This is a genomic window from Variovorax sp. GW823-FHT02B07 (assembly GCF_058797695.1).
In genome coordinates this window covers 1,541,457-1,560,417 of record NZ_JBXAJX010000001.1, presented here as the reverse complement: position 1 = coordinate 1,560,417, position 18,961 = coordinate 1,541,457, and the positions used below count along the sequence as shown (strand labels likewise).

17 protein-coding genes are annotated in these 18,961 nt (G+C 69.1%); 6 read left to right on the top strand and 11 right to left on the bottom strand.

What is annotated here, in order from left to right:
* The first annotated feature begins 114 nt into the window (after window positions 1-114).
* A complete protein-coding gene (locus AC1RGU_RS07340; RefSeq protein WP_492695712.1) occupies window positions 115-942 on the top strand; it encodes an aldo/keto reductase in 828 nt (275 codons plus the stop codon).
* On the opposite strand, the gene AC1RGU_RS07335 is transcribed toward AC1RGU_RS07340, so the two are convergent.
* The 7 genes from AC1RGU_RS07335 to AC1RGU_RS07305 all read right to left on the bottom strand — a co-directional run bounded on the left by AC1RGU_RS07335 (window position 929) and on the right by AC1RGU_RS07305 (window position 9,042).
* On the bottom strand, window positions 929-1,891 hold the full coding sequence (locus tag AC1RGU_RS07335; RefSeq protein WP_492695710.1) for a Bug family tripartite tricarboxylate transporter substrate binding protein: 963 nt from the start codon (window positions 1,889-1,891) through the stop codon (window positions 929-931). The genes AC1RGU_RS07340 and AC1RGU_RS07335 overlap by 14 nt on opposite strands.
* A gap of 14 nt (window positions 1,892-1,905) precedes the next feature.
* Entirely contained in the window at window positions 1,906-3,033 is a 1,128-nt protein-coding gene (locus AC1RGU_RS07330) for a porin (protein ID WP_492695708.1), read from the bottom strand.
* Window positions 3,034-3,147: 114 nt separating this feature from the next.
* The gene (gene ilvD / locus AC1RGU_RS07325; RefSeq protein WP_492695706.1) at window positions 3,148-4,848 is read right to left on the bottom strand and encodes a dihydroxy-acid dehydratase; all 1,701 of its coding nucleotides are present in this window, start codon (window positions 4,846-4,848) and stop codon (window positions 3,148-3,150) included.
* Window positions 4,845-5,309, bottom strand: a complete 465-nt coding sequence (locus AC1RGU_RS07320; protein ID WP_492695704.1) for an aconitase X swivel domain-containing protein — start codon at window positions 5,307-5,309, stop codon at window positions 4,845-4,847. The genes ilvD and AC1RGU_RS07320 overlap by 4 nt, the downstream gene beginning before the upstream one ends.
* Window positions 5,306-6,601 (bottom strand): aconitase X, encoded by a 1,296-nt coding sequence (locus AC1RGU_RS07315; RefSeq protein ID WP_492695702.1) that lies wholly within the window; start codon window positions 6,599-6,601, stop codon window positions 5,306-5,308. The genes AC1RGU_RS07320 and AC1RGU_RS07315 overlap by 4 nt, the downstream gene beginning before the upstream one ends.
* A 53-nt stretch (window positions 6,602-6,654) precedes the next feature.
* Window positions 6,655-7,497, bottom strand: a complete 843-nt coding sequence (locus AC1RGU_RS07310) for an IclR family transcriptional regulator (RefSeq protein WP_062475657.1) — start codon at window positions 7,495-7,497, stop codon at window positions 6,655-6,657.
* 90 nt (window positions 7,498-7,587) lie between these two features.
* Window positions 7,588-9,042 (bottom strand): FAD-dependent oxidoreductase, encoded by a 1,455-nt coding sequence (locus tag AC1RGU_RS07305; RefSeq protein ID WP_492695700.1) that lies wholly within the window; start codon window positions 9,040-9,042, stop codon window positions 7,588-7,590.
* A gap of 166 nt (window positions 9,043-9,208) precedes the next feature.
* On the opposite strand from AC1RGU_RS07305, the gene AC1RGU_RS07300 reads away from it, so the two are divergent.
* Together AC1RGU_RS07300 and AC1RGU_RS07295 are read left to right on the top strand one after the other, a co-directional pair.
* Entirely contained in the window at window positions 9,209-10,204 is a 996-nt protein-coding gene (locus tag AC1RGU_RS07300; protein ID WP_492695698.1) for a Bug family tripartite tricarboxylate transporter substrate binding protein, read from the top strand.
* The gene (locus AC1RGU_RS07295) at window positions 10,201-11,205 is read left to right on the top strand and encodes a Bug family tripartite tricarboxylate transporter substrate binding protein (protein ID WP_492695696.1); all 1,005 of its coding nucleotides are present in this window, start codon (window positions 10,201-10,203) and stop codon (window positions 11,203-11,205) included. The genes AC1RGU_RS07300 and AC1RGU_RS07295 overlap by 4 nt, the downstream gene beginning before the upstream one ends.
* Before the next feature lie 16 nt (window positions 11,206-11,221).
* Here AC1RGU_RS07295 and AC1RGU_RS07290 read toward each other — a convergent pair whose 3' ends face one another.
* Both AC1RGU_RS07290 and AC1RGU_RS07285 read right to left on the bottom strand, forming a co-directional pair.
* Entirely contained in the window at window positions 11,222-12,100 is an 879-nt protein-coding gene (locus AC1RGU_RS07290; RefSeq protein ID WP_492695694.1) for an alpha/beta fold hydrolase, read from the bottom strand.
* A 31-nt stretch (window positions 12,101-12,131) separates the two neighbouring features.
* Entirely contained in the window at window positions 12,132-12,959 is an 828-nt protein-coding gene (locus AC1RGU_RS07285) for a DODA-type extradiol aromatic ring-opening family dioxygenase (RefSeq protein ID WP_369647440.1), read from the bottom strand.
* A 100-nt stretch (window positions 12,960-13,059) separates the two neighbouring features.
* Between AC1RGU_RS07285 and AC1RGU_RS07280 the strand changes: the two genes are divergently transcribed.
* Together AC1RGU_RS07280 and AC1RGU_RS07275 are read left to right on the top strand one after the other, a co-directional pair.
* A complete protein-coding gene (locus tag AC1RGU_RS07280; RefSeq protein WP_492695691.1) occupies window positions 13,060-13,995 on the top strand; it encodes a LysR family transcriptional regulator in 936 nt (311 codons plus the stop codon).
* 49 nt (window positions 13,996-14,044) lie between these two features.
* Complete coding sequence (locus tag AC1RGU_RS07275; protein WP_492695689.1) at window positions 14,045-15,946, top strand: ABC transporter ATP-binding protein; 1,902 nt, start codon at window positions 14,045-14,047, stop codon at window positions 15,944-15,946.
* Window positions 15,947-15,953: 7 nt separating this feature from the next.
* Here AC1RGU_RS07275 and AC1RGU_RS07270 read toward each other — a convergent pair whose 3' ends face one another.
* Window positions 15,954-16,382: a VOC family protein gene (locus AC1RGU_RS07270; protein WP_492695686.1), complete on the bottom strand. Its 429-nt coding sequence runs from the start codon at window positions 16,380-16,382 to the stop codon at window positions 15,954-15,956.
* Between the two features lie 85 nt (window positions 16,383-16,467).
* On the opposite strand from AC1RGU_RS07270, the gene AC1RGU_RS07265 reads away from it, so the two are divergent.
* Complete coding sequence (locus AC1RGU_RS07265) at window positions 16,468-17,061, top strand: TetR/AcrR family transcriptional regulator (protein WP_492695684.1); 594 nt, start codon at window positions 16,468-16,470, stop codon at window positions 17,059-17,061.
* On the opposite strand, the gene tssF is transcribed toward AC1RGU_RS07265, so the two are convergent.
* On the bottom strand, window positions 17,058-18,938 hold the full coding sequence (tssF, locus tag AC1RGU_RS07260) for a type VI secretion system baseplate subunit TssF (RefSeq protein WP_492695682.1): 1,881 nt from the start codon (window positions 18,936-18,938) through the stop codon (window positions 17,058-17,060). The genes AC1RGU_RS07265 and tssF overlap by 4 nt on opposite strands.
* Window positions 18,939-18,961 lie beyond the last annotated feature (23 nt).

The following is an 18,961-nucleotide window of genomic DNA, read 5'->3' as shown; positions in this document are numbered from 1 at the left end:
ACGAACGCACACCCTTACGCCCTCACGCGCGCCCGGTTGCTCCGACTGGGCGCAGCCCTGTGCGCAGGTGCCGCGCTCCCCTCCTTCGCCCAGCAGCCACCCCGCAGGCCCGCGATGCAGATGACCACCCGCCCCATTCCCTCCACGAAGGAAGCCCTGCCGGTCGTCGGCTGCGGCACCTGGATCGGCTTCGACCAGCGCCCCGGCACCGACGAATACGGGCGCCTGCCCGGCGTGCTCGACGCGCTCTTCGCGGCCGGCGGCACGGTGATCGACAGCTCGCCGATGTACGGCCGCTCCGAGGAAACCACCGGCGAACTGCTGGCTACAACGAAGCCGGGCACCAGGCCCTTCCTCGCGACCAAGGTCTGGACCTCGGGCCACGAGGCAGGCATCGCGCAGATGGAACAGTCGTTCACTCGGCTGCGCACGAAAGAGATCGACCTGATGCAGGTGCACAACCTCGTCGACTGGCGCACCCACCTCGCCACGCTGCGCGGCTGGAAAGAGAAAGGCCGCGTGCGCTACATCGGCATCACCCACTACACCGCCTCGGCCTACGACGAGGTCGAAGCGGTGCTGCGCGCCGAGAAGCTCGACTTCCTGCAGATCAACTACTCGCTCGATGCGCGCGATGCCGAGCAGCGCCTGCTGCCGCTCGCGGCCGAGCGCGGCGTGGCGGTGATCGTCAACATGCCCTTCGGCGGCGGCGGCCTGCTGCGGCGCCTGCGCGACAGGCCGCTGCCCGCCTGGGCCGGCGACATCGGCTGCACGAGCTGGGCGCAGGTGCTGCTGAAGTTCGTGCTGAGCCATCCGGCCGTGACATGCACGATCCCGGGCACGAGCCGCGCGGAGCACATGACGGACAACGCCGCGGCCGGTGCCGGCACCTTCCCCGATGCCGCCTTCTGGCGCCGCGAGGCCTCTTCTATTCGAACTTGACGTTGTGCTCCCGCACGGTCGCGCCGAAGGCGTCGTACTGCGTGCGGAAGAACTCGGCGAACTTCGCGGGGCTCATGCCGTAGCCCTCGAAGCCCTGCTGCACCAGTTGCGCATGCACGTCGGGCCGCTTGAGCGTGTTCTGCAACTCCTGCGAGAGCCTGTCGGTGATCTCCTTCGGCAGCCCCGGCGGCCCGAAGAAGCCGGCCCAGGGCGTGATCGTGAGCTTGCCCAGCCCCAGCTCGCCGCCCGTCGGCACATCGGGCAGCAAGCCGCTGCGCTGCGGCAACAGCGTGACCAGCGCGCGGATGCGCCCCTCCTTCACGAAGCCTGGCGCCAGCGTGCCGGTGGTGAACATCATCTGGATCTGCCCGCCCAGCAGGTCGGTCATGGCCTGCATGTCGCCCTTGTCGCGCGCGTTGACCACCTTGCGCTCGCCCAGCAACTGCAGCATCGCGAGCTCCGAGGCGCTGTTGCTCGATGCCGAGTTGAGCGCGCCGGGCTTCGACGCCACAAGCGCCAGCAGCTCGTTCACGCTTTTCACCGGCAAGCTCGACGGCACCACGAGGAACATCGAGAACTGCCCCGCCGAGCTGATCGGCGTGAAGGCCTTGAACGGGTCGTAGGGCGAGGTCGGCCGCAGCGTGGGCGCGGCGACCATCGCGGTGTTGGTGCCCATCAGCAGCGTGTAGCCGTCGGGCCTGGCCGACGAGGTGGCCTGCGCCGCGAGCACGCCGTCGGCGCCGGGTCGGTTCTCCACGATCACCTGCTGGCCGAGCTGTTTCGACAGCCCTTCCGCGATGATGCGCGTGAGCGAATCGGCGCCGCCGCCCGCGGCAAAGCCGACGATCAGCTTCAGCGGCTTGTTCGGGTACGCGTCGGCGCTCCAGGCCGCAGCGCCGGGCAGTGCCGTGGCGGCGAGGGCCGCGAGAGTCAAGGTTCTGCGTCGCATGAAAGCCTCCTTGTTCAGAAGAGGTGCCGCACGCCGAACTCCCAGCCCGACGAGCGCATTCCGCCCGCCGGCGCGCTGCCGCCGCTTACCACGTAGCGCGCCTGCCCGCTGTTCATCAGCCGCGCGTACGTGCCGTACAGCGCGGTGCGCCGGGAGAGGTTGTGCACGTAGCCGATGCCGAACTGGCGCGCGTCGTCGCGGTTGCGCGGCATGCCGTTGGCGTTGCGCAGGCTCTCGTCGCTGCGGTCGTCCAGGTAGGCGTAGCTCACGCGGATGCGGCCGACCTCGAAGGCCGGGATGTGCGCGCCGATCTCGACGGTGTTCTTGCGCACCGTGCCGGCCGCGAGCTTCACCGTCACCTTGTTGTAAAGCGCGAAGAACTTCGCGAAGCCCGCATCCCACGAGCCGCCGATGTTGGCGTGCGTGTAGTTGCCGATGGTGGAGGTGGCGTTGAAGTGCGAGCGCGTCACGGCCGCCGCGATGTCGAACGCGCCCGAGGCGAAGCCGAAGCGCGCGCCGCCGAAGTTGCCGTCGTCGCGGTTCGGCGCGGTGGAGTTGTTCTCGCCCGTGCCGACCATCGCCATGCCGTAGAAGCCGCCCAGCTTGGCCGGCAGCCAGTAGCTCACCGTGTTGCTGCCGGTGATGGCCGTGGGCAGCGGCCCGGTGCCCGCGCCCGCGAAGGTGAGGTTGCCCGCGCGCGCCACGCCGTTGGCGTTGAAGGGGTCGAAGTAGATGCTGTTGTAGTGCGTGGGAATGAAGTCATGGCCCAGCCGCACTTCGCCCAGCGAATCGTGCGACAGGCTCACGAAGGACATGCGGTCGAAGGTGATCGGTCCCGCCGGGCCCGCGCCGCTCGTCTGGTTGTTGGTGTTGCTCGGCCGACCGGTGCCCAGGTCGGGGTTCAGGCTGCCTTCGAGCCAGAAGCCCGCGCGCAGGCCACCGCCCAGGTCTTCGGTGCCGCGAAAGCCGATGCGGCTGGTCGAGAGACCGCCGTTCGACAGCGCCTTGACCGAGCCGCCGCCCTCGCCCTTCGTGTACTGGACGCCGAGGTCCATCACGCCGAACACGGTGACGCTGGATTGCGCGTGCGCCGCACCGCTGCTGGCCAGGCCAATGGCCGACCACATCAAAAGTCTCTTCATGGTTTCTTGTCTCCTGCTCTTTTTTGGGTTGAAAACTTGGATCGCGCGCAGGGCTGCGCCACCGGGTGCGCACGGGGGTGCGCACCGGTTGGCGAAGGCCGGGGTGAAAAAGGTCTAGCTGGCGGGCTGCGGGCGCTCGGTGCGCACGAGCACGGCCCCCTTGGACAACGGGCTCACGTTGCGCCGGTACTGCTGCAGCCAGCCGGTGTCGAAGGCCGGCGGCGGCGCCTGCCAGTCGGCGCGGCGCGCGGCGAGTTCGGCGTCGGTCAATGCGATGTCGAGGCGGCGTTCGTCGAGGTCGATGGTGATCACGTCGCCGTCACGCACTAAGCCGAGCGGACCGCCCAGTGCCGCCTCGGGCGACACCTCGGCCACCACGAGCCCCTTGCAGACCAGGCCCGAGAGATGCCCGTCGGTCAGCAGCGCGACCTGGTCGCCCAGCCCCGCGCCATCGACCGCGAAGACCACGCGCGATGCGCCGCCACCCATGGCCGGCCCGCCGCACGCGCCGGCGCCGCGCATCACGACCACCTGGCCGGGGACGATCTCGTGGTTCTTGATCGCGGCGATGGCGGCATCTGAAGTCCAGAAGCACACGGCCGGCCCGGTGAAGCGCCGCACCTTGCGCTCGGCGATGCCGGTCTTGATGAGGCCCGACTCGGGCGCGAGGTTGCCGCGCAAGAGCACGATGGCCGGCAGCGGCGCGACCGGACGGTCGATGGGGCGGATCACCTCGGCGTCCATTACTTCGGCGCGGCGCAGGTTGTCGGCGACGGTACCGCCCGTCACCGTGAGCGCGCCCGTGTCGAGCAAGGGCGCGAGCTGCTTCATCAGCGCACGGCAGCCGCCCGCCGCCTCGAAGGCCTCGATCGAATGCTCGCCGATGGGTCGCACGCCGGCCAGCACCGGTGTCGTCGGGCCGAGGCTCTCGAAAAGGCCGTATACATCGACGCCGCACTCGCCTTCGGTCGATATCGCCTGCAGGTGCTTGGCCGTGTTGAGCGAACCGCCGACGGACAGCACCGCGCGCACCGCGTTGGCGAAGGCGCCGGCCGAGAGGATGTCGCGCGGCTTCAGGTCGTCCAGCACCATCTGCACGATGCGCGTGCCGGCCGCGCGCACGTCGTCCATCATCTTCGGGCTCAGCGCGGCGACCGGCGCGCTGCCGGGCAAGGCCATGCCGAGCGCCTCGCACACGATGTGCATCGAGTTGGCCGTGCCCAGGCCCGAGCACACGCCCGGCCCGCGGATCGCCTCGCGGCTCATGCCCACGAGTTCTTCCACGGGCAGGTGGCCGGTGACCGCGTGCATCGCGCCGATGAACACCTCCTCGATGTCCATGTGCTTGCCGCGGTACTCGCCGCTCGGCTGGTAGCCGCAGGGCACGAGCAATGTCGGGATGTTGAGCCGCGCGGCCGCCATGAGCTGCCCCGGCACCGTCTTGTCGCACGAAGTGAGGCAGACCATGCCGTCGAGCTGCGCGCCTTCGACCGCCACTTCGATGTCGTTGGTCACGAGGTCGCGCGCGCCGAGCATGTAGGCGCCGCGTGCGCCCGCGCCGGTGATGAAGTCGCTGGGCGCGGCCGTGCGGATCTCGAACGGCACGCCGCCCGCCGCGCGGATCGCCGCCTTGATTTCCGCCGCCACCTTGTCGAGGTGGCTGAAGCACGCAGCCAGTTCCGAGGAGCTGTTGACGATGGCGATCTTGGGCTTCTCGCAATCCTCTTCGGGGATGCCAAGCGCGCGCCAGTGCGCATTGCGCACCGACCAGAGGTAGGAGCCGCGCGGGAAGTTGCTGCGCAGGGGGCGGGTCATGAACGGTCTCCGGTCTTGTGGTTGTTCTTCTTGGTGATCTCGATCACGCCACGGTCGGCGTCCACGCGCACCCAGTCGCCGGTCTCGATGCATTCGAGGGGGTCGCGCTCAAAGTCGGTCATCGAGGGCGAATGCGTCACCACGGCGCCGAGCGCCATCTTGGTCGTCATCTCGTTGAACAGGAACGCAGCGGGCGCGGAGTTCATGAGCCGCGTCATGTGGAACATCGCGGACCAGCCCGACGAGCCCTTGGCGCCCGGGAACACCAGCACCTTGCCCGCGAAGCTCTGGCCGCGCAGTTCGTGCCGCGTCTCGATGACGGTGCCGGTGCGCGGGTCGATGCCGCCCCAGCCCGAGATGCGGTCGCGCGTGACCAGTGCCTCGCCTTCCGCCACGCCGCCGACCACCTTGCGGCCACGGATCACGATGGTCTTTTCTTCGGTCGTGACTGCGGCGTTCATGCGTAGCCCCCGTTCCAGCGGCCGGTGCAGGCCGCATCGACGCATTCGGCCGTGCTGCCGAACCACGCCTGCACGCCGAGGATGGCGGGCAGGTAATGCGCCTGCTTGGCGGAATCGAGCGCCACGGTCTTCGTGCCCTTGGGCACGGCGCGGCTCATGGCCGAGCAGCTGTCGCTCATGAGGATGCCGCCCGCGTCCTCGATGATCTTCGTGTAGCCGTTGCGGTCGGCCAGCGACTTGATGGCGCGCGGCGTGAAGATCCACAGCTCGCAGTCGGGGTGCACCTTGCGCCCTTCGATGAGCTGCGCGGCCTCCCAGATCTGCTCGATGGTGTAGTGCGGGCAGCCGAGCATCACGTACTGGACTTCGCTGTCCTTGCCGGTAACGTTGATCTTCTCGTAGGTGGCGCGGCGCTCGGCCTCGCCGTAGCGCAGCACCTCGACGGGCGCCTTGCCGCCGAGCGCCTGCTCCAGCGTCAGCGCCTCGGGCGTGACGCCGGCGATGTGGTACATCTCGACGCCGCCCGAGGACGAGGCGGCCGCGCCGAAGTGCTTGAGCCGCGGCAAATTCGGCACGCGGCCGATGCCGCGCCGGCTGTGCACCACCGGCACGCGCTCCTGCACGTGCTCGCCGATGTAGTAGCCGAGCAGGCCCCAGTCCTGCACCGACTCGACCTCGATGTCGAGCTCGATCACATGGGTCGCGCGGCGGTTCTCTTCGAGGTGGTAGCCCCAGTACGGAATGCGGCCGGTGAGCATCGCCGCGCCCGTGCTCTCGCGGCCCTCGGTGTTGGTGCGCGCGCCGAGCACCGAATTGCAATACACCACGGCCGACGATTCCATCCACGCGCAGTGCTCACCGCGCGTCGGAATGTTGCCCACCTGGTAGGGCGTGCAGGTGTTCATGATCTGCGCGCCGAGGCCGGCCGCATGGCGCTCGCTCTTGTTGTAGAACTGCACGATCTCCTCGCTCACGCCCATGCGCTCGGGCTGGCCGGGGTCGAAGCCCAGTTGCAGGTGGCTCGTGAAGACCTTGAACTTCGGGATCTCGACCGTCTCCTGGCTGTCGAGGCTGAATTCGGAGAACACCGCGTCCATGCCGCCGCCCTTGGCGAGCGCGAAGTCGCGCTGGAAAGGCGTGGTCGAGGTGATGGTGGCGCAGACGTTGCGCGTCTCGACCAGTCGCTCGGCGCCGAGGGCTTCGCCGTAGCGCATCAAGAGGTCCATCGCCTTCTGCACGGCCGGTCCGTCGCGGCCGTCGTACATGGCTTTTTCTTCATCGCTCAGGTGCATGACCTGTGTCTCCGTTCTTCTATGTCGTGGGGGATCGAACCCCGGCCGGGCTGCTAACCCGGCGAGGGGGAAGGCACATGCCCGCCGATGTCGCGCGCAATGGTGAGCGCGATGTCGTGCAGGCGCGGTGCGAGTTCGTTGCGCAACCGGTCTTCGGTGAACACGAAGGCGGCACCGCCGCCGTTGAGCGCCATCACCTCGCCGTCGGGGCCGATGAGCGGCACCGACACCGAGTTGATCTCGCGGTGGAATTCGCCGAGCGAGAGGCAGTAGCCCAGCCGCTTGGCTTCGCCGATGGCGCGCGTCATGGGCGCGGCGATGCCGTCCCACTCGGGGCCGCGCAGGAGGCGCATCGAATCGACCAGCTGGTTGCGCTGCGCGTCGGGAAGCGCCGAGAGGTACGCGCGGCCGAGCGCCGAGTTCGGCAGCGGCGCGCGCGAACCCACGTCCAGCCGTGCCGAGAGCATCGACGAGCGCGGACGGCAGGCTTCGATCAGCACCATCTCCATGCCGTCGCGCACCGCGAGGTAGACGGAGGCACCGACCTCCTCCGCCATCGCCTGCATGCTGGGCCGCGCGGCGGCGCGCACATCGAGGCTGCCGAGGAACACGCGCGAGAGCGACACCACGCCCGGCCCGAGCATGAAGCGGTCGGGCGCCTGCGCGGGCTTGAGCATGCCCAGCGAGAGCAGCGTCGCGACCAGCCGGTTGACCGTGGGGCGCGGAATGCCGGTGATGCGCGCGACGTCGGCGTGGCCGAGCACCGGGCGGTCTTCGCTGAAGCAGCGCAGCACCGAGATGCCGCGCTCCAGCGCGCTCACGGTGTCGGAACGTTCGCCGCGCGAATCGGAGGCATCGGCCGCGGAAAGAGAGCTGTCGTTTTTATCGGTGGACATGGAAGGACCCTTTGAACGCTTTGCAAGACTCTGCAATGTAGAGGCTCGCGAAAGGAGGTCGGCCGGGTTCATGGCAAAAAAGGAGCCGGGTCAGGCGCTGGCTTCGGCCGCGACGGAGGCCGCGCCCTGCCCGGCTTCGCCCCCGGCCCGCAGGTACACGCCCTGCGCCAGCAGCGCGGACTGCAACGCGCCGACATCGACGAAGCGCGGCGCGATGCCGCCCTGCGACGCCAGCGCCGCCGCCACGCCCGCGGCTTGGCCGGTGATCCAGCACTGCGGAATCTCGCGCATGAAGCCGTGCGAGTTGCGGTCGCACGAGATGTGGCGCCCGCAGGCCACGAGGCCGTCGAGCTGCTGCGGCACCAGCGCGCCGTAGGGAATGGAGATGTTCGGGAATTTCGGCGACACCGCGGGCGTCACGCCGATCTCGTCCGCCAGCGCCACGCCGTCGGGCCACTGGCTGCGCAGCACCGCGCCCACGCCGGTGAGGCGCCGCGCATGGCGCACGCCGATCTGCGGCGCGCTCAGCATCAGGTAGGCGTCCTCGAAGCCGGGCGCGTGCGCCTTGAAGTAGTCGAGGTGCGCGGCCATGGCGCGGTGCGAGCGCACTTCCACGGCCGTGAGGTCGTCCACGTCGAGCGCCGAATAGCCCGACTGGCGCGGCCCCATGAAGAGCGCCACGTCGTTGCGCCACGAGACGAAGGGCCGCTCGAACAGGCCGAGCTGCTCGCGTCCGCGCGCCATGAAGCCGGCGAAGGCCTCGGGCTGGCCGGCCTTGAAGTCGATCCAGCGGTTCATGTCCACGCCGCCGAAGAGCCACGAGGTGTTCATGCAGTGGTGCACGTCGGCCTCCTCGATGTCGTTCACGTAGGCGGCGCCGGCGCGGGCGAACAGGTCGCCATCGCCGGTGGCATCGACCACCACGTCGGCCATGATGGCCATGCGGCCTTCCTTGCTCTCGAAGACCACGCCCTTGACGGCGCCGTCCTGCACGATCGGGATCGCGGCCCACGAGTGGTAGATGAGCTTGACCTTGCGCTCCAGCACGATCTCCTGCGAGAGCAGCTTCAGGCGCTCGGGGTCGATGGTGGGCGACCAGGTGACGATGCCGTGATAGGCGGCGGTGCGCTGCGACCAGTGCGCGGCCTTGGCCACGTCCTGCGAGCCCCAGTCCGCGCGCTGCGGGCCGGCGATGGCGTCGGCGGGCAGGCGGTCGAACAGTTCTTCGGCAAAGCCGCGGATCACCAGCTTGCCTTCCCAGTCGGTCATGCGATCGATCCAGATCACGAGGCCGCCGGTCGACAGGCCGCCCAGGTGGTTGTAGCGCTCGAGCAGTGCCACGTCGGCACCGGCGCGGGCGGCGGCAGCGGCTGCGGCGGTGCCCGACGGGCCGCCGCCGACCACCAGCACGCCACAGCGGTGATAGACCGGAATGTTCTTGCCGGGCTCGGCCCAGCTGCCGTGGTCAGGGCGCTTGACGCGGCTGTCGCGGTCGAAGATGTCGGAGGACAGGATGCGCTCGTCGGTGCGGACGACAGTTTTCATGAGATGGGTGTCTTGGATGGGCTGTTTCGTCGTATTTTGATTTCAATGTTCATTTTGTCAAACACAAAAGCCAAAAAAAGGCGTTTGCTCGGGGTATTCCCTAGTCAATATGGATTTTTATGATTTTCTAAATCAATATCAGGAGGACATTCCAACGGAGACATCGATGAAGAAACTCAACGGCACCCGCCGTGCGTTCGGCACGGCGCTCGGCGCCGCGGCCTTGCTGGGCCTGGCGCCGCTCGCGTTCGCGCAGGACTTTCCGGCGCGCAACAAACCGATCCGCATCGTCGTGGGCTTCACCGCCGGCGGCGGCACCGACGCGCAGGCGCGGATCGTGGCGCAGAAGCTCGGCGAGGTGCTGGGCACCAGCGTGATCGTCGACAACAAGCCCGGTGCGAGCACCATGCTCGCGGCCAACGAGGTGTCGCGCGCCCTGCCCGACGGCTACACGCTGCTGTACGCGCCCTCTTCCACGATGGCGCAGAACCCGCACACCTTCGCGCAGGTGCCTTACGACCCGTTCAAGGACTTCACCGCCATCTCGATGGGCGGGCGCGGCCCGCTGGTGCTGTCGGTCAGCACCACGGTGCCGGTCCACAACGTGAAGGAACTCGTGGCCTACGTGAAGGCCCACCCCGGCAAGGTGAGCTACGCCTCGTTCGGCGCGGGCACCTCGTCGCACATCTACGGCGAGGCCTTCGTGAAGAAGACCGGCGTCGATGCGGTGCACATCCCCTACAAGGGCGGCTCGGACGCGGCCAAGGACCTGATCGGCGGGCGTGTGCAGTACATGTTCGACTCGGCCTCGTCGGCCATCATCACCTCGGCCACGGGCAAGGTGAAGGTGCTGGCCATCGCGGCGAATGCGCGCATCCCGGCGCTGCCCGACGTGCCCACCTTCGCCGAACAAGGCTACGCCGGGCTGGACCTGCCGAGCTGGCTCGGCTTCTACGGCCCCGCGCGCATGCCGGCGCCGGTGGTGGCCAAGCTCAACGCGGCGCTCACGCAGGTGCTGGCGATGCCGCAGGTGCGCGAGTTCTATCGCACGGGCGGCTACGAAGCCGGTGCGACGACGCCGGAAGAATTTGCCGGCATCACGCGCTCGACCTACGAGCGCTGGGGCGCGATGGTCCAGCAGGTAGGCTTGGCCAAGCAATGAGCCCTTCTTCTTTCATCACCCGACGCAGCGCGGCCGCATGGCTCGCGCTGGGCGCGATCGCCTTGCCGCTGTCTTCGTTCGCGGCCTCACCCACGGACTTTCCGGAAAAGGGCCGCAGCATCCGCATCGTGCTCGGCCTGGCGGCCGGCGGCGCTTCCGATTCGCAGGCGCGCTTCGTCGCCAACAAGCTCGGCGAGGTGCTGCAGACGCCGGTCATCGTGGAGAACCGCCCGGGCGCGAGCTTCATCCTCGCGACCGAGGAAGTGATCCGCGCGGCGCCCGACGGCTACACCTTCATGTACGCCCCCTCTTCCGTGGTGGCGCAGAACCCGCAGACGCTGGCGCAGGTGCGCTACGACCCGTTCAAGGACTTGACGCCGATCTCGCTCGGCGCGCGCGGCCCGCTGGTGCTGACGGTGCACGCGAGCGTGCCGGCGCGCAACGTGCAGGAGCTGGTGGCGTACATCAAGGCCAACCCGGGGAAGATGAGCTACGCCTCCTTCGGCACCGGCACCTCGTCGCACATCTACGGCGAGGCTTTCGCGCGGCAGGCCGGGCTCGACGTGGTGCACGTGCCCTACAAGGGCGGCGCCGATGCGGCGAAGGACTTCCTCGCGGGCCGCGTGCAGTACTACTTCGACGCGGCGCCCAACGCCATCCAGAACACGGCCACCGGCAAGGTGCGCATGCTCGCGGTGGCGGCGCCGAAACGCAGCGCGATGCTGCCCGACGTGCCGACGATGAGCGAGCAAGGCGTGAGCGGCGTCGACATGGCAAGCTGGCTCGGCTTCTACGGCCCGGCGCGCATGCCGGCGCCGGTGGTCGCCAAGCTCAATGCCGCGCTGGCGCAGGTGCTGGCGATGCCGGCCACGCGCGACTTCTTCCGCCAGGGTGCGTACGAGGCCGAATCGTCGACCCCGCAGCAGCTGGCCGACCTGACGCGCACGACCTACGACCAGTGGGCCGAGACCATCCGCAAGCTCGGCCTCACGAAGCAGTAACGGGTCGCGGCGACGTTCAGCCGAAGAACTTCAGCAGCCGCGCATTGGTCTCGTCGGCGCGTTCGTACTGCACCCAGTGCCCCGCGCCGTCGATCACCACGCCTTCGCGGCCGGGACCTTCGCTGGCCAATTGCGCCACCAGCGGACGCGAGTCGGCGGTGACGTCGAACTCGCCCCACAGCAGCAGCGTCGGCACACCCAGCGCGTCGATCGCGGCCTGCAGCCCGCCCGAGAGCGACACCTCTTTGCTGCGAAAGCGCGTGCCGTGGCACGAGAGGTCGTGGATCTCGAAGGCCAGCGGGTCGATGGCGGCCGGCGCGTGCAGCATCAGCGCGCCCAGGTTGTGCATGAGCGCGGCGCGCTCGGTCTCGCGGTCGGGGGCGGCGCGCCAGTTGATCATCTCGACTGTCATGCGGCGCAAGGTGCCGTGGCCGCCGCTGCCCATCAGCGCCAGCCGGCGGATGGCGCCGCGCCGCACCGCGAAGCGCGCGGCGGTGAGCCCGCCGAACGAAAAGCCGCCCAGGTCGATGGGCGTGCCGGCGCCGATGAGCGCATCGAGCGTGCCGCCGAGCGCGGCCAGCAGCGGCACCAGGGCGTCTTCGCCGGGCGCCACGCGCGGCAGCGCGTCGGAATCGTGAAAGCCGGGCATGTCGGGCAGGAGCAGCGTGCGCTGCGCCGACAGCGCCTCGGCGTTGCGCAGCCAGTGCATCCAGCTGCCGTGGCCGCCGTGCAGCAGCACGATGGGCGGCTGCGTCGTGTCGGAGCCGAAGCGGCGCCAGCGCACGCGAATGCCGTCGTGCACCGGGTCGTGCGAGGTGGACAGGGCTTCGATGCGGGCGATCTGGCGCCGGGCTTCGGCGGATTCGTCGGGGGTGGGAAGAGCAGGCGTGGGCATGGCTTCATTCTGCCGCGCGGCCCGCGTGCCTTCAGGCCGCGCCGAACCGGTAGCTCGACACCACGAGCCCGCCCATGAAGGCGTCCTCGTGGTAGACGCGCTCGCCGACGTCGCCTTCGGCCGCGCCCACCGCGACCATCAGCGGAATCAGGTGCTCCTCGCGCGGGTGCGCCATGCGCGCCGACGGGGCCGAGGCCCAGTCCTGCAGGCGTTGCACGCGTGCCTGCGGCGTGGCCTGCACCGCCGTCTCGTCGAGCCAGTCGCCGAAGGCCTTCGACACGCCGTGCGCCTGCGGGCCGAAGTTGCGCAGGTTGTGATAGCTCAGGCCGCTGCCGACGATGAGCACGTTCTCGTCGCGCAGCGGCGCGATGGCACGGCCCAATGCCAGGTGCTCGGCCGGGTCGAGCCCGCGCCGCAGCGACAGCTGCACCACCGGCACGTCGGCGTTCGGGTACATCGCGGCCATCGGCGAGAACATGCCGTGGTCGTAGCCGCGCTCGGGGTCGATCTGCGCCGGCAGGCCGGCGGCGGCGATCAGCGACTGCACGCGTTGCGCGAGCTCCGGCGAACCGGGCGAGGCATAGCGCACCTCGTAGGTGTGGGCCGGAAAGCCGCCGTAGTCGTAGATCATGGGCGGGCGCGGGTTGCCTTGCACGGTGAACACGGGCGACTCCCAGTGCGCCGAGACCATGAGGATGGCGGCCGGCGTGCGGCCGATCTGGCGCGGCATGTCGGCCAGCGAGGCGGCGAGCTGGTCGTAGGTGGCGCCCATCTCCTTCTTCATCCAGGGCCAGGGGCCGCCGCCGTGCGAGATGAAGTACGTGGGCAGGCGGGAAAGCGTGTTGGTGTCGTGGGTCAAGTCGATGCTCCTTGAAGGCGTTGGATCGACTGTAGACATTTCCTTTCAGGAAATCGACAGGCTACGATGCATCAAATCCTTTCTTCACAGGAAATCATCGATGGACCGCATGACCAGCCTGCGCGTGTTCCGCGAGGTCGTCGAGGCCGGCAGTTTCGTGGCCGCGGCCGAGCGCCTGGGCCTGTCGGCGCCGATGGCCAGCAAGCACGTGGCGCAGCTCGAGAAATCGCTGGGCGCGCGGCTGCTGCACCGCTCCAGCCGCCACCTGAGCCTGACCGAGGCCGGCACCGCCTGGTACGAACAGAGCCGCCGCGCGCTCGACCTGCTCGACGCGGCCGAGGCCGCCATCGGCCAGACAAGCGACGCACCGCGCGGCCAGCTCAAGGTGAGCGCGCCCGTGTGGTGCGCCACGCCGCGCTTTGCGCGCGTGCTGGCCGACTACCGTGCGGCGTACCCCGAGGTGCTGGTCGACATGCACCTGGAGAACCGCAAGGTCGATCTCGCGGCCGACGGCTACGACCTGGCCTTGCGCGCCACACAGGAGCCCTCGCCCGCGCTCATCGCGCGGCCGCTGTGCCGCGTGCCCTTTCATCTTGCAGGCACGCCGGCCTACCTGAAGCGCCACGGCGCCATGCCCGCGGTGCCGGCCGACCTCGCGAAGCTGGGCGCGATCGTGCCCAGCTACGTGAACCTGGACAACCTCGCGCTCAAGGGGCCGGGCGGGCGCATGTTCCCGCTGCGACTCACGCCCGCGATGCGCTCGGACGACACCACGCTCACGCTGCACGCGGTGCGCGCCGACATGGGCATCGCGTACCTGCCCGTGTGGCTCATCGACGACGACCTGGCACAGGGCCGGCTGGTGCGGCTGCTGCCCGCGTTCGAGGCCACGCCGGTCACGCTGTTCGCCGTGTACACGAGCCGGCAGTACATGTCGCCCAAGCTGCGAACTTTCATCGACTTCCTGAGCGCGCGGCTGGGGGGCATGGAAACAAAGGCAGCACGCACCGACGACAGCAAGGTGCGCCGCAGCTGAAGGGTTGCTGAAGGCACCGGCCGCGAACGCACCTTTTCGGGGCAAGGTCATGCATGCAGGGCTACATTCGAAGGCTCTGCTGGAGACCGATTCCTTGTTCCGCTTTTTCGAAAAACTCCTTCCCCCGTACCCCGCCGCCGAACCGACGCTGCCGCCCCAGGGCTTCTTTGCCTTCCTGTGGGCCTGCACGCACGGCGTGCGCGGCAAGATCGCCGCGATGGCGGTGCTCACGGCGGTGATGTCGACCTTCGAGGCCGCGCTGTTCGCGATCCTCGGACGCATCGTCGACTGGCTCGGCGGCCAGGTGCCGTCCAAGCTGTGGGCCGAGCGCGGCGACACGCTGCTGTGGCTGGCCGCGTTCCTGGTGATCAGCATCGGCGTGGTGGCGCTGCAGACCATCGTGAAGCACCAGACGCTGGCGGTGAACCTGCCGATGCGCCTGCGCTGGAACTTCCACCGCCTGATGCTGGGCCAGAGCATGGCCTTCTACCAGGACGAGTTCGCGGGCCGCATCACGGCCAAGGTGATGCAGACCGCGCTGGCCGTGCGCGAGACCGTGTTCGTGCTGGCCGACGTGCTGGTGGCCATGGGCGTGTACGTGGCCACCATGATCATCCTGGTGGGCGTGCTCGACGCGCAGCTGGTGTGGCCCTTCGTCATCTGGCTGGCGCTGTACATCGCCTCGCTGGTGTACTTCGTGCCGCGCCTGGGCAAGGTCGGCAAGGCGCAGGCCGACGCGCGCGCGCTCATGACCGGGCGCGTGACCGACGCCTACACCAACATCGCGACCGTCAAGCTGTTCTCGCACACGCAGCGCGAGGCCGGCTTTGCGCGCGACGCGATGCGCGAGTTCATGAAGACGGGCTACGGCCAGATGCGGCTGGTGAGCGCCTTCGAGATCGTCAACCACACGCTGAGCATGGGCCTGACGGCCGGCATGGCCGGCATGGCGCTGTGGCTGTGGTCGCACGGCACGGTCGGCGTGGGCGCGGTGGCCGCCGCCACGGCGATGGCGCTGCGGCTGCAGGGCATGTCGCACTGGATCATGTGGGAGATGACCAGCCTGTTCGAAAACATCGGCACGGTGCAGGACGGCATGAAGACGCTGTCGCGCCCGCGCACGGTGCTCGACGCGGCCGATGCCACGGTGCTCGACGTGCCGCGCGGCGAGGTGCGCTTCGAGCAGGCGAGCTTCCGCTATGGCGACGCGGGCCGCCGCGTGATCGACGACCTGAACCTCGTGGTCAGGCCCGGCGAGAAGATCGGCCTGGTCGGCCGCTCGGGCGCCGGCAAGTCGACGCTGGTGAACCTGCTGCTGCGCTTCCATGACCTGGAGAGCGGCCGCATCCTCATCGACGGACAGGATATCTCGAAGGTCACGCAGGATTCACTGCGCATGCACATCGGCATGGTCACGCAGGACACCTCGCTGATGCACCGCTCGGTGGCCGACAACATCGCCTACGGCCGGCCCGACGCGACGCTGGCGCAGATCGAAGCGGCCGCGAAGCGTGCCGAGGCGCACGACTTCATCCAGACGCTGGGCGATGCGGGCGGACGGCGCGGCTACGAGGCGCACGTGGGCGAGCGCGGCGTGAAGCTGTCGGGCGGCCAGCGCCAGCGCGTGGCCATTGCGCGCGTGATGCTGAAAGACGCGCCGATCCTGCTGCTCGACGAAGCCACGAGCGCGCTCGACTCCGAGGTCGAGGCCGCGATCCAGCAAAGCCTGTACACGCTGATGGAAGGCAAGACCGTGATCGCCATCGCGCACCGGCTGTCGACCATCGCCGCGATGGACCGGCTCATCGTGCTCGACGAAGGCCGCGTCGTCGAGGAAGGCGACCACCGCACGCTGATGGCCCAGGGCGGCCTGTATGCGCGGCTGTGGGCGCACCAGAGCGGCGGCTTCCTGGGCGACGGGCTCGAAGAAGACGAAGCCCTGCGCGCCTGAACGGGCGTCAGGTCGGCAACGCGCCGGCTTCGTACTGCTGCACGAACTCACCCGACGGCGGGATCGGCTTGATGATGTCGATCAGCACGCCGTTCGGATCGCGCGTGATGAAGTGGCGCTGACCGAAAGCCTCGTCGCGCAGCGACAGCAGGATCGGCAGGCCGGCCGCCTTCAGGCGCTCGTGCTCCGCGTCGGGGTCTTCCACCTCGAAGTTCAGCAGCAGCCCGCCCGCCACCTGCCCGCGCGCTTCGGCGGGAATGGTCTTGTGCGTGCCGTCGAGCACGGCGAGGTTCACCGAAGCATCGTCCGCCAGCTGCAGGTGCACGTACCAGTCGGTCGTGAACAGCGACACGAACCCGAAATGCGCCTGGTAGAAGGCCGCGGTGCCGGCCACGTCGTTGGTCATGATCACCGGGTAATAGCTCGTCACTTTCATGGGGTGGCTCCTTCGTGGATAAAACGTACAAACTGCATGTAAGTTAAATATTAATCCACAAACAGACTGCATGTAAATTAGGGTCATGGCCAAAACCCCGGCACGCACCAACCGCGAACGCACCGAAACCACCCGCCTCGCCCTGACCGAGGCGGCCCGCACGCTGTTCGTCAGCAAGGGCTACGGCGACACCTCGACGCCCGAGATCGCCATGGCCGCCGGCATCACGCGCGGCGCGCTGTACCACCACTTCAACGACAAGCGCGACCTGTTCCGCCAGGTGTTGCTGCTGGAAGCGCAGGCGGTCGCGGCCGACATCGATGCCGCCACGCCCGACGAGCTCGGCCCGCGCGAGGCCCTGCTCGTGGGCAGCGAGGCCTACCTGAAGGCGATGACGGTGCCGGGGCGCACCCGGTTGCTGCTGATCGACGGGCCGGCCGTCCTGGGCCTGGCGGAAATGATGTCGATGGACGACGCTACCTCGGCGAACTCGCTGCGCCAGGGGCTGGCGCGCGCCGGCATGGGCCGCGGCGAGGTGTCGCTCGACGCCCTCGCCCGCCTGCTGTCGGCCGCCTTCGACCGCGCGGCGCTGGAGATCGACGCCGGCGCCGATGCCGCCAAGGTGCGGGCGGCCATGCTGTGGCTGCTGGAGCAGGCGCTCCCGCCCAAGAGGAACTAGACCGCGCCTCGACCGCCCATGCGCACGGGCCACTTGGCGACGGTGCCGCGCTGCATCGATTCGAGCGTGGTCTGCGTGAACACGTTGATGCTCACGTGCCGCGCGAGGTAGTGCTCCAGCACCAGCCCCAGCAGGTACGGGCTCGTGCCCGAGAACCCTTCTTCGTCGACGCTCAGCGTGCATTGCACGCCGCGCCCGTAGATCAGCGGCCCCGCGCCCGGCAGGCGCCGCGTCACGGGCTCGATGCGCGAGCCGACGAGGCAATCGATCTGCCGGCGCAGCACGTCGTTGTCGGCCGTGACGAACAGCCGCAGCATGTCGCGCAGCGCCTGTGCGCCCTCGCGGTGCGGCATATCGGCCAGCGGCAGGTGGTTGAAGCCCAGCTGGCGGATCAGCCGCCACGCGATCTCGCGCTGCGCGAACGGCGACTTGGGCGTGCTCGGCGCACGGATGAGGCCCACGGCCGACACCGGGATCGAATCGGCCACCGCGAGGTCGGCCTGCCCGTTGCGCGGCACTAGGCACGGCAGGTCGCGGTTGGTGAGCATCGCCTTCACCGACAGGTAGCGCAGGCTCTCGGGGTACGGCGCCTCCTGCTGGTCGACCAGCGACAGAAACACCTCGGTGCCGATGTACGGCGTGCGCGTGCCGTACTTGCGCGCCGTTTCGGAGACCAGCCGCGGCTCGCGCCGCACCGAGAAGTAGCGGCCGTGGTTGCCCTCGTCTTCGTTGAGCGTCTGGTAGAGCGGGCGGAAGTCGATCTCGGCCGTGGTGCGCGCCTGCTGGCCGGCGATGCGCTGCACCGAATACACCTCGAAATCCATCGGCCGTGAACGGTCGGGCACGAGATGGAACTCGGTCTGCGCGCTGTCGAGTTCGATGCGGTCGGTGCGCCGCTCGAACAGGTTGACCACCGGCGTGCTGAACAGCGCGAACTGCGCCGCATCGACCAGCGCCCCCAGCGCGCCGGGCGGCTTGCTCAGCAGCACGACGATCTCGACCTCCTTGCCCGGAATGCGCGCCAGCCCCGGCGCGAGCTGCGTGAGCGTGAAGAAGTAGAAGCGCTCGGGGCACGCGAAGTACTCGTGCAGCAGGTTGTGGCCGTGGAAGGTGTTCCACGCCAGCGGCAGCAGGCCTTCGCCCGGCCCCAGCCCTTCGTGCACCAGCGCGCCTTCGGTCACGACGTGCGGACGGTCCATCAACTGGCCGGGCTCGCCGATGAAGGTCGCGACCGCCGAGGTGTGCAGCAGCTCGAACAGGTGCGACGCCACCTGCTCGTTGCTGCGCAGGTAGATCGGCAGCCGGTCTAGCCCCGACAGTGCCGAGAAGCCCATCTCGCCCACGATGCGCAGCCGCAGGCGCAGCGCGCCCGTCACCTGCACGTGCGGCGGCACGTAGCGCTCCAGCGCCGGGATGTCGGGCGGTGCGCCGGTGAGCCGCGCCTCGGCGATCTCGAAGGGCCACAACGTCACGTCCTGGCTGGAGCGGAACTCGCAGGGCGTCTGCTCGCCCGCGGGCACGCGCGCATGAAAAGCCGTGCCGCGCGGCACCACGAAGCCGCGCGTGAAGTCGCCCTCCTTCACGCTGGGATGCAGCTGCGCCACGGCCATCGACGGCGTGGGGCTCAGGTAGTTGGGGTACAGCACCTCGAGCAGGCGCTGCGTGAAGCGCGGAAATTCGGCGTCGAGCTTGATCTGCATGCGCGCCGACATGAAGCTGAACGACTCGATGAGCCGCTCCACGTACGGGTCGGCCACCTCGATGCCGTGCATGCCCAGGCGGCGCGCGATCTTGGGGTGCGAGGCGGCGAACTCGCTCGCCGCCTCGCGCATGTAGACGAGTTCCCGGTTGTAGTACTCGAGGAGTTGCGGGTCCATGACGGTGAGCCTTCCCTGGCGTG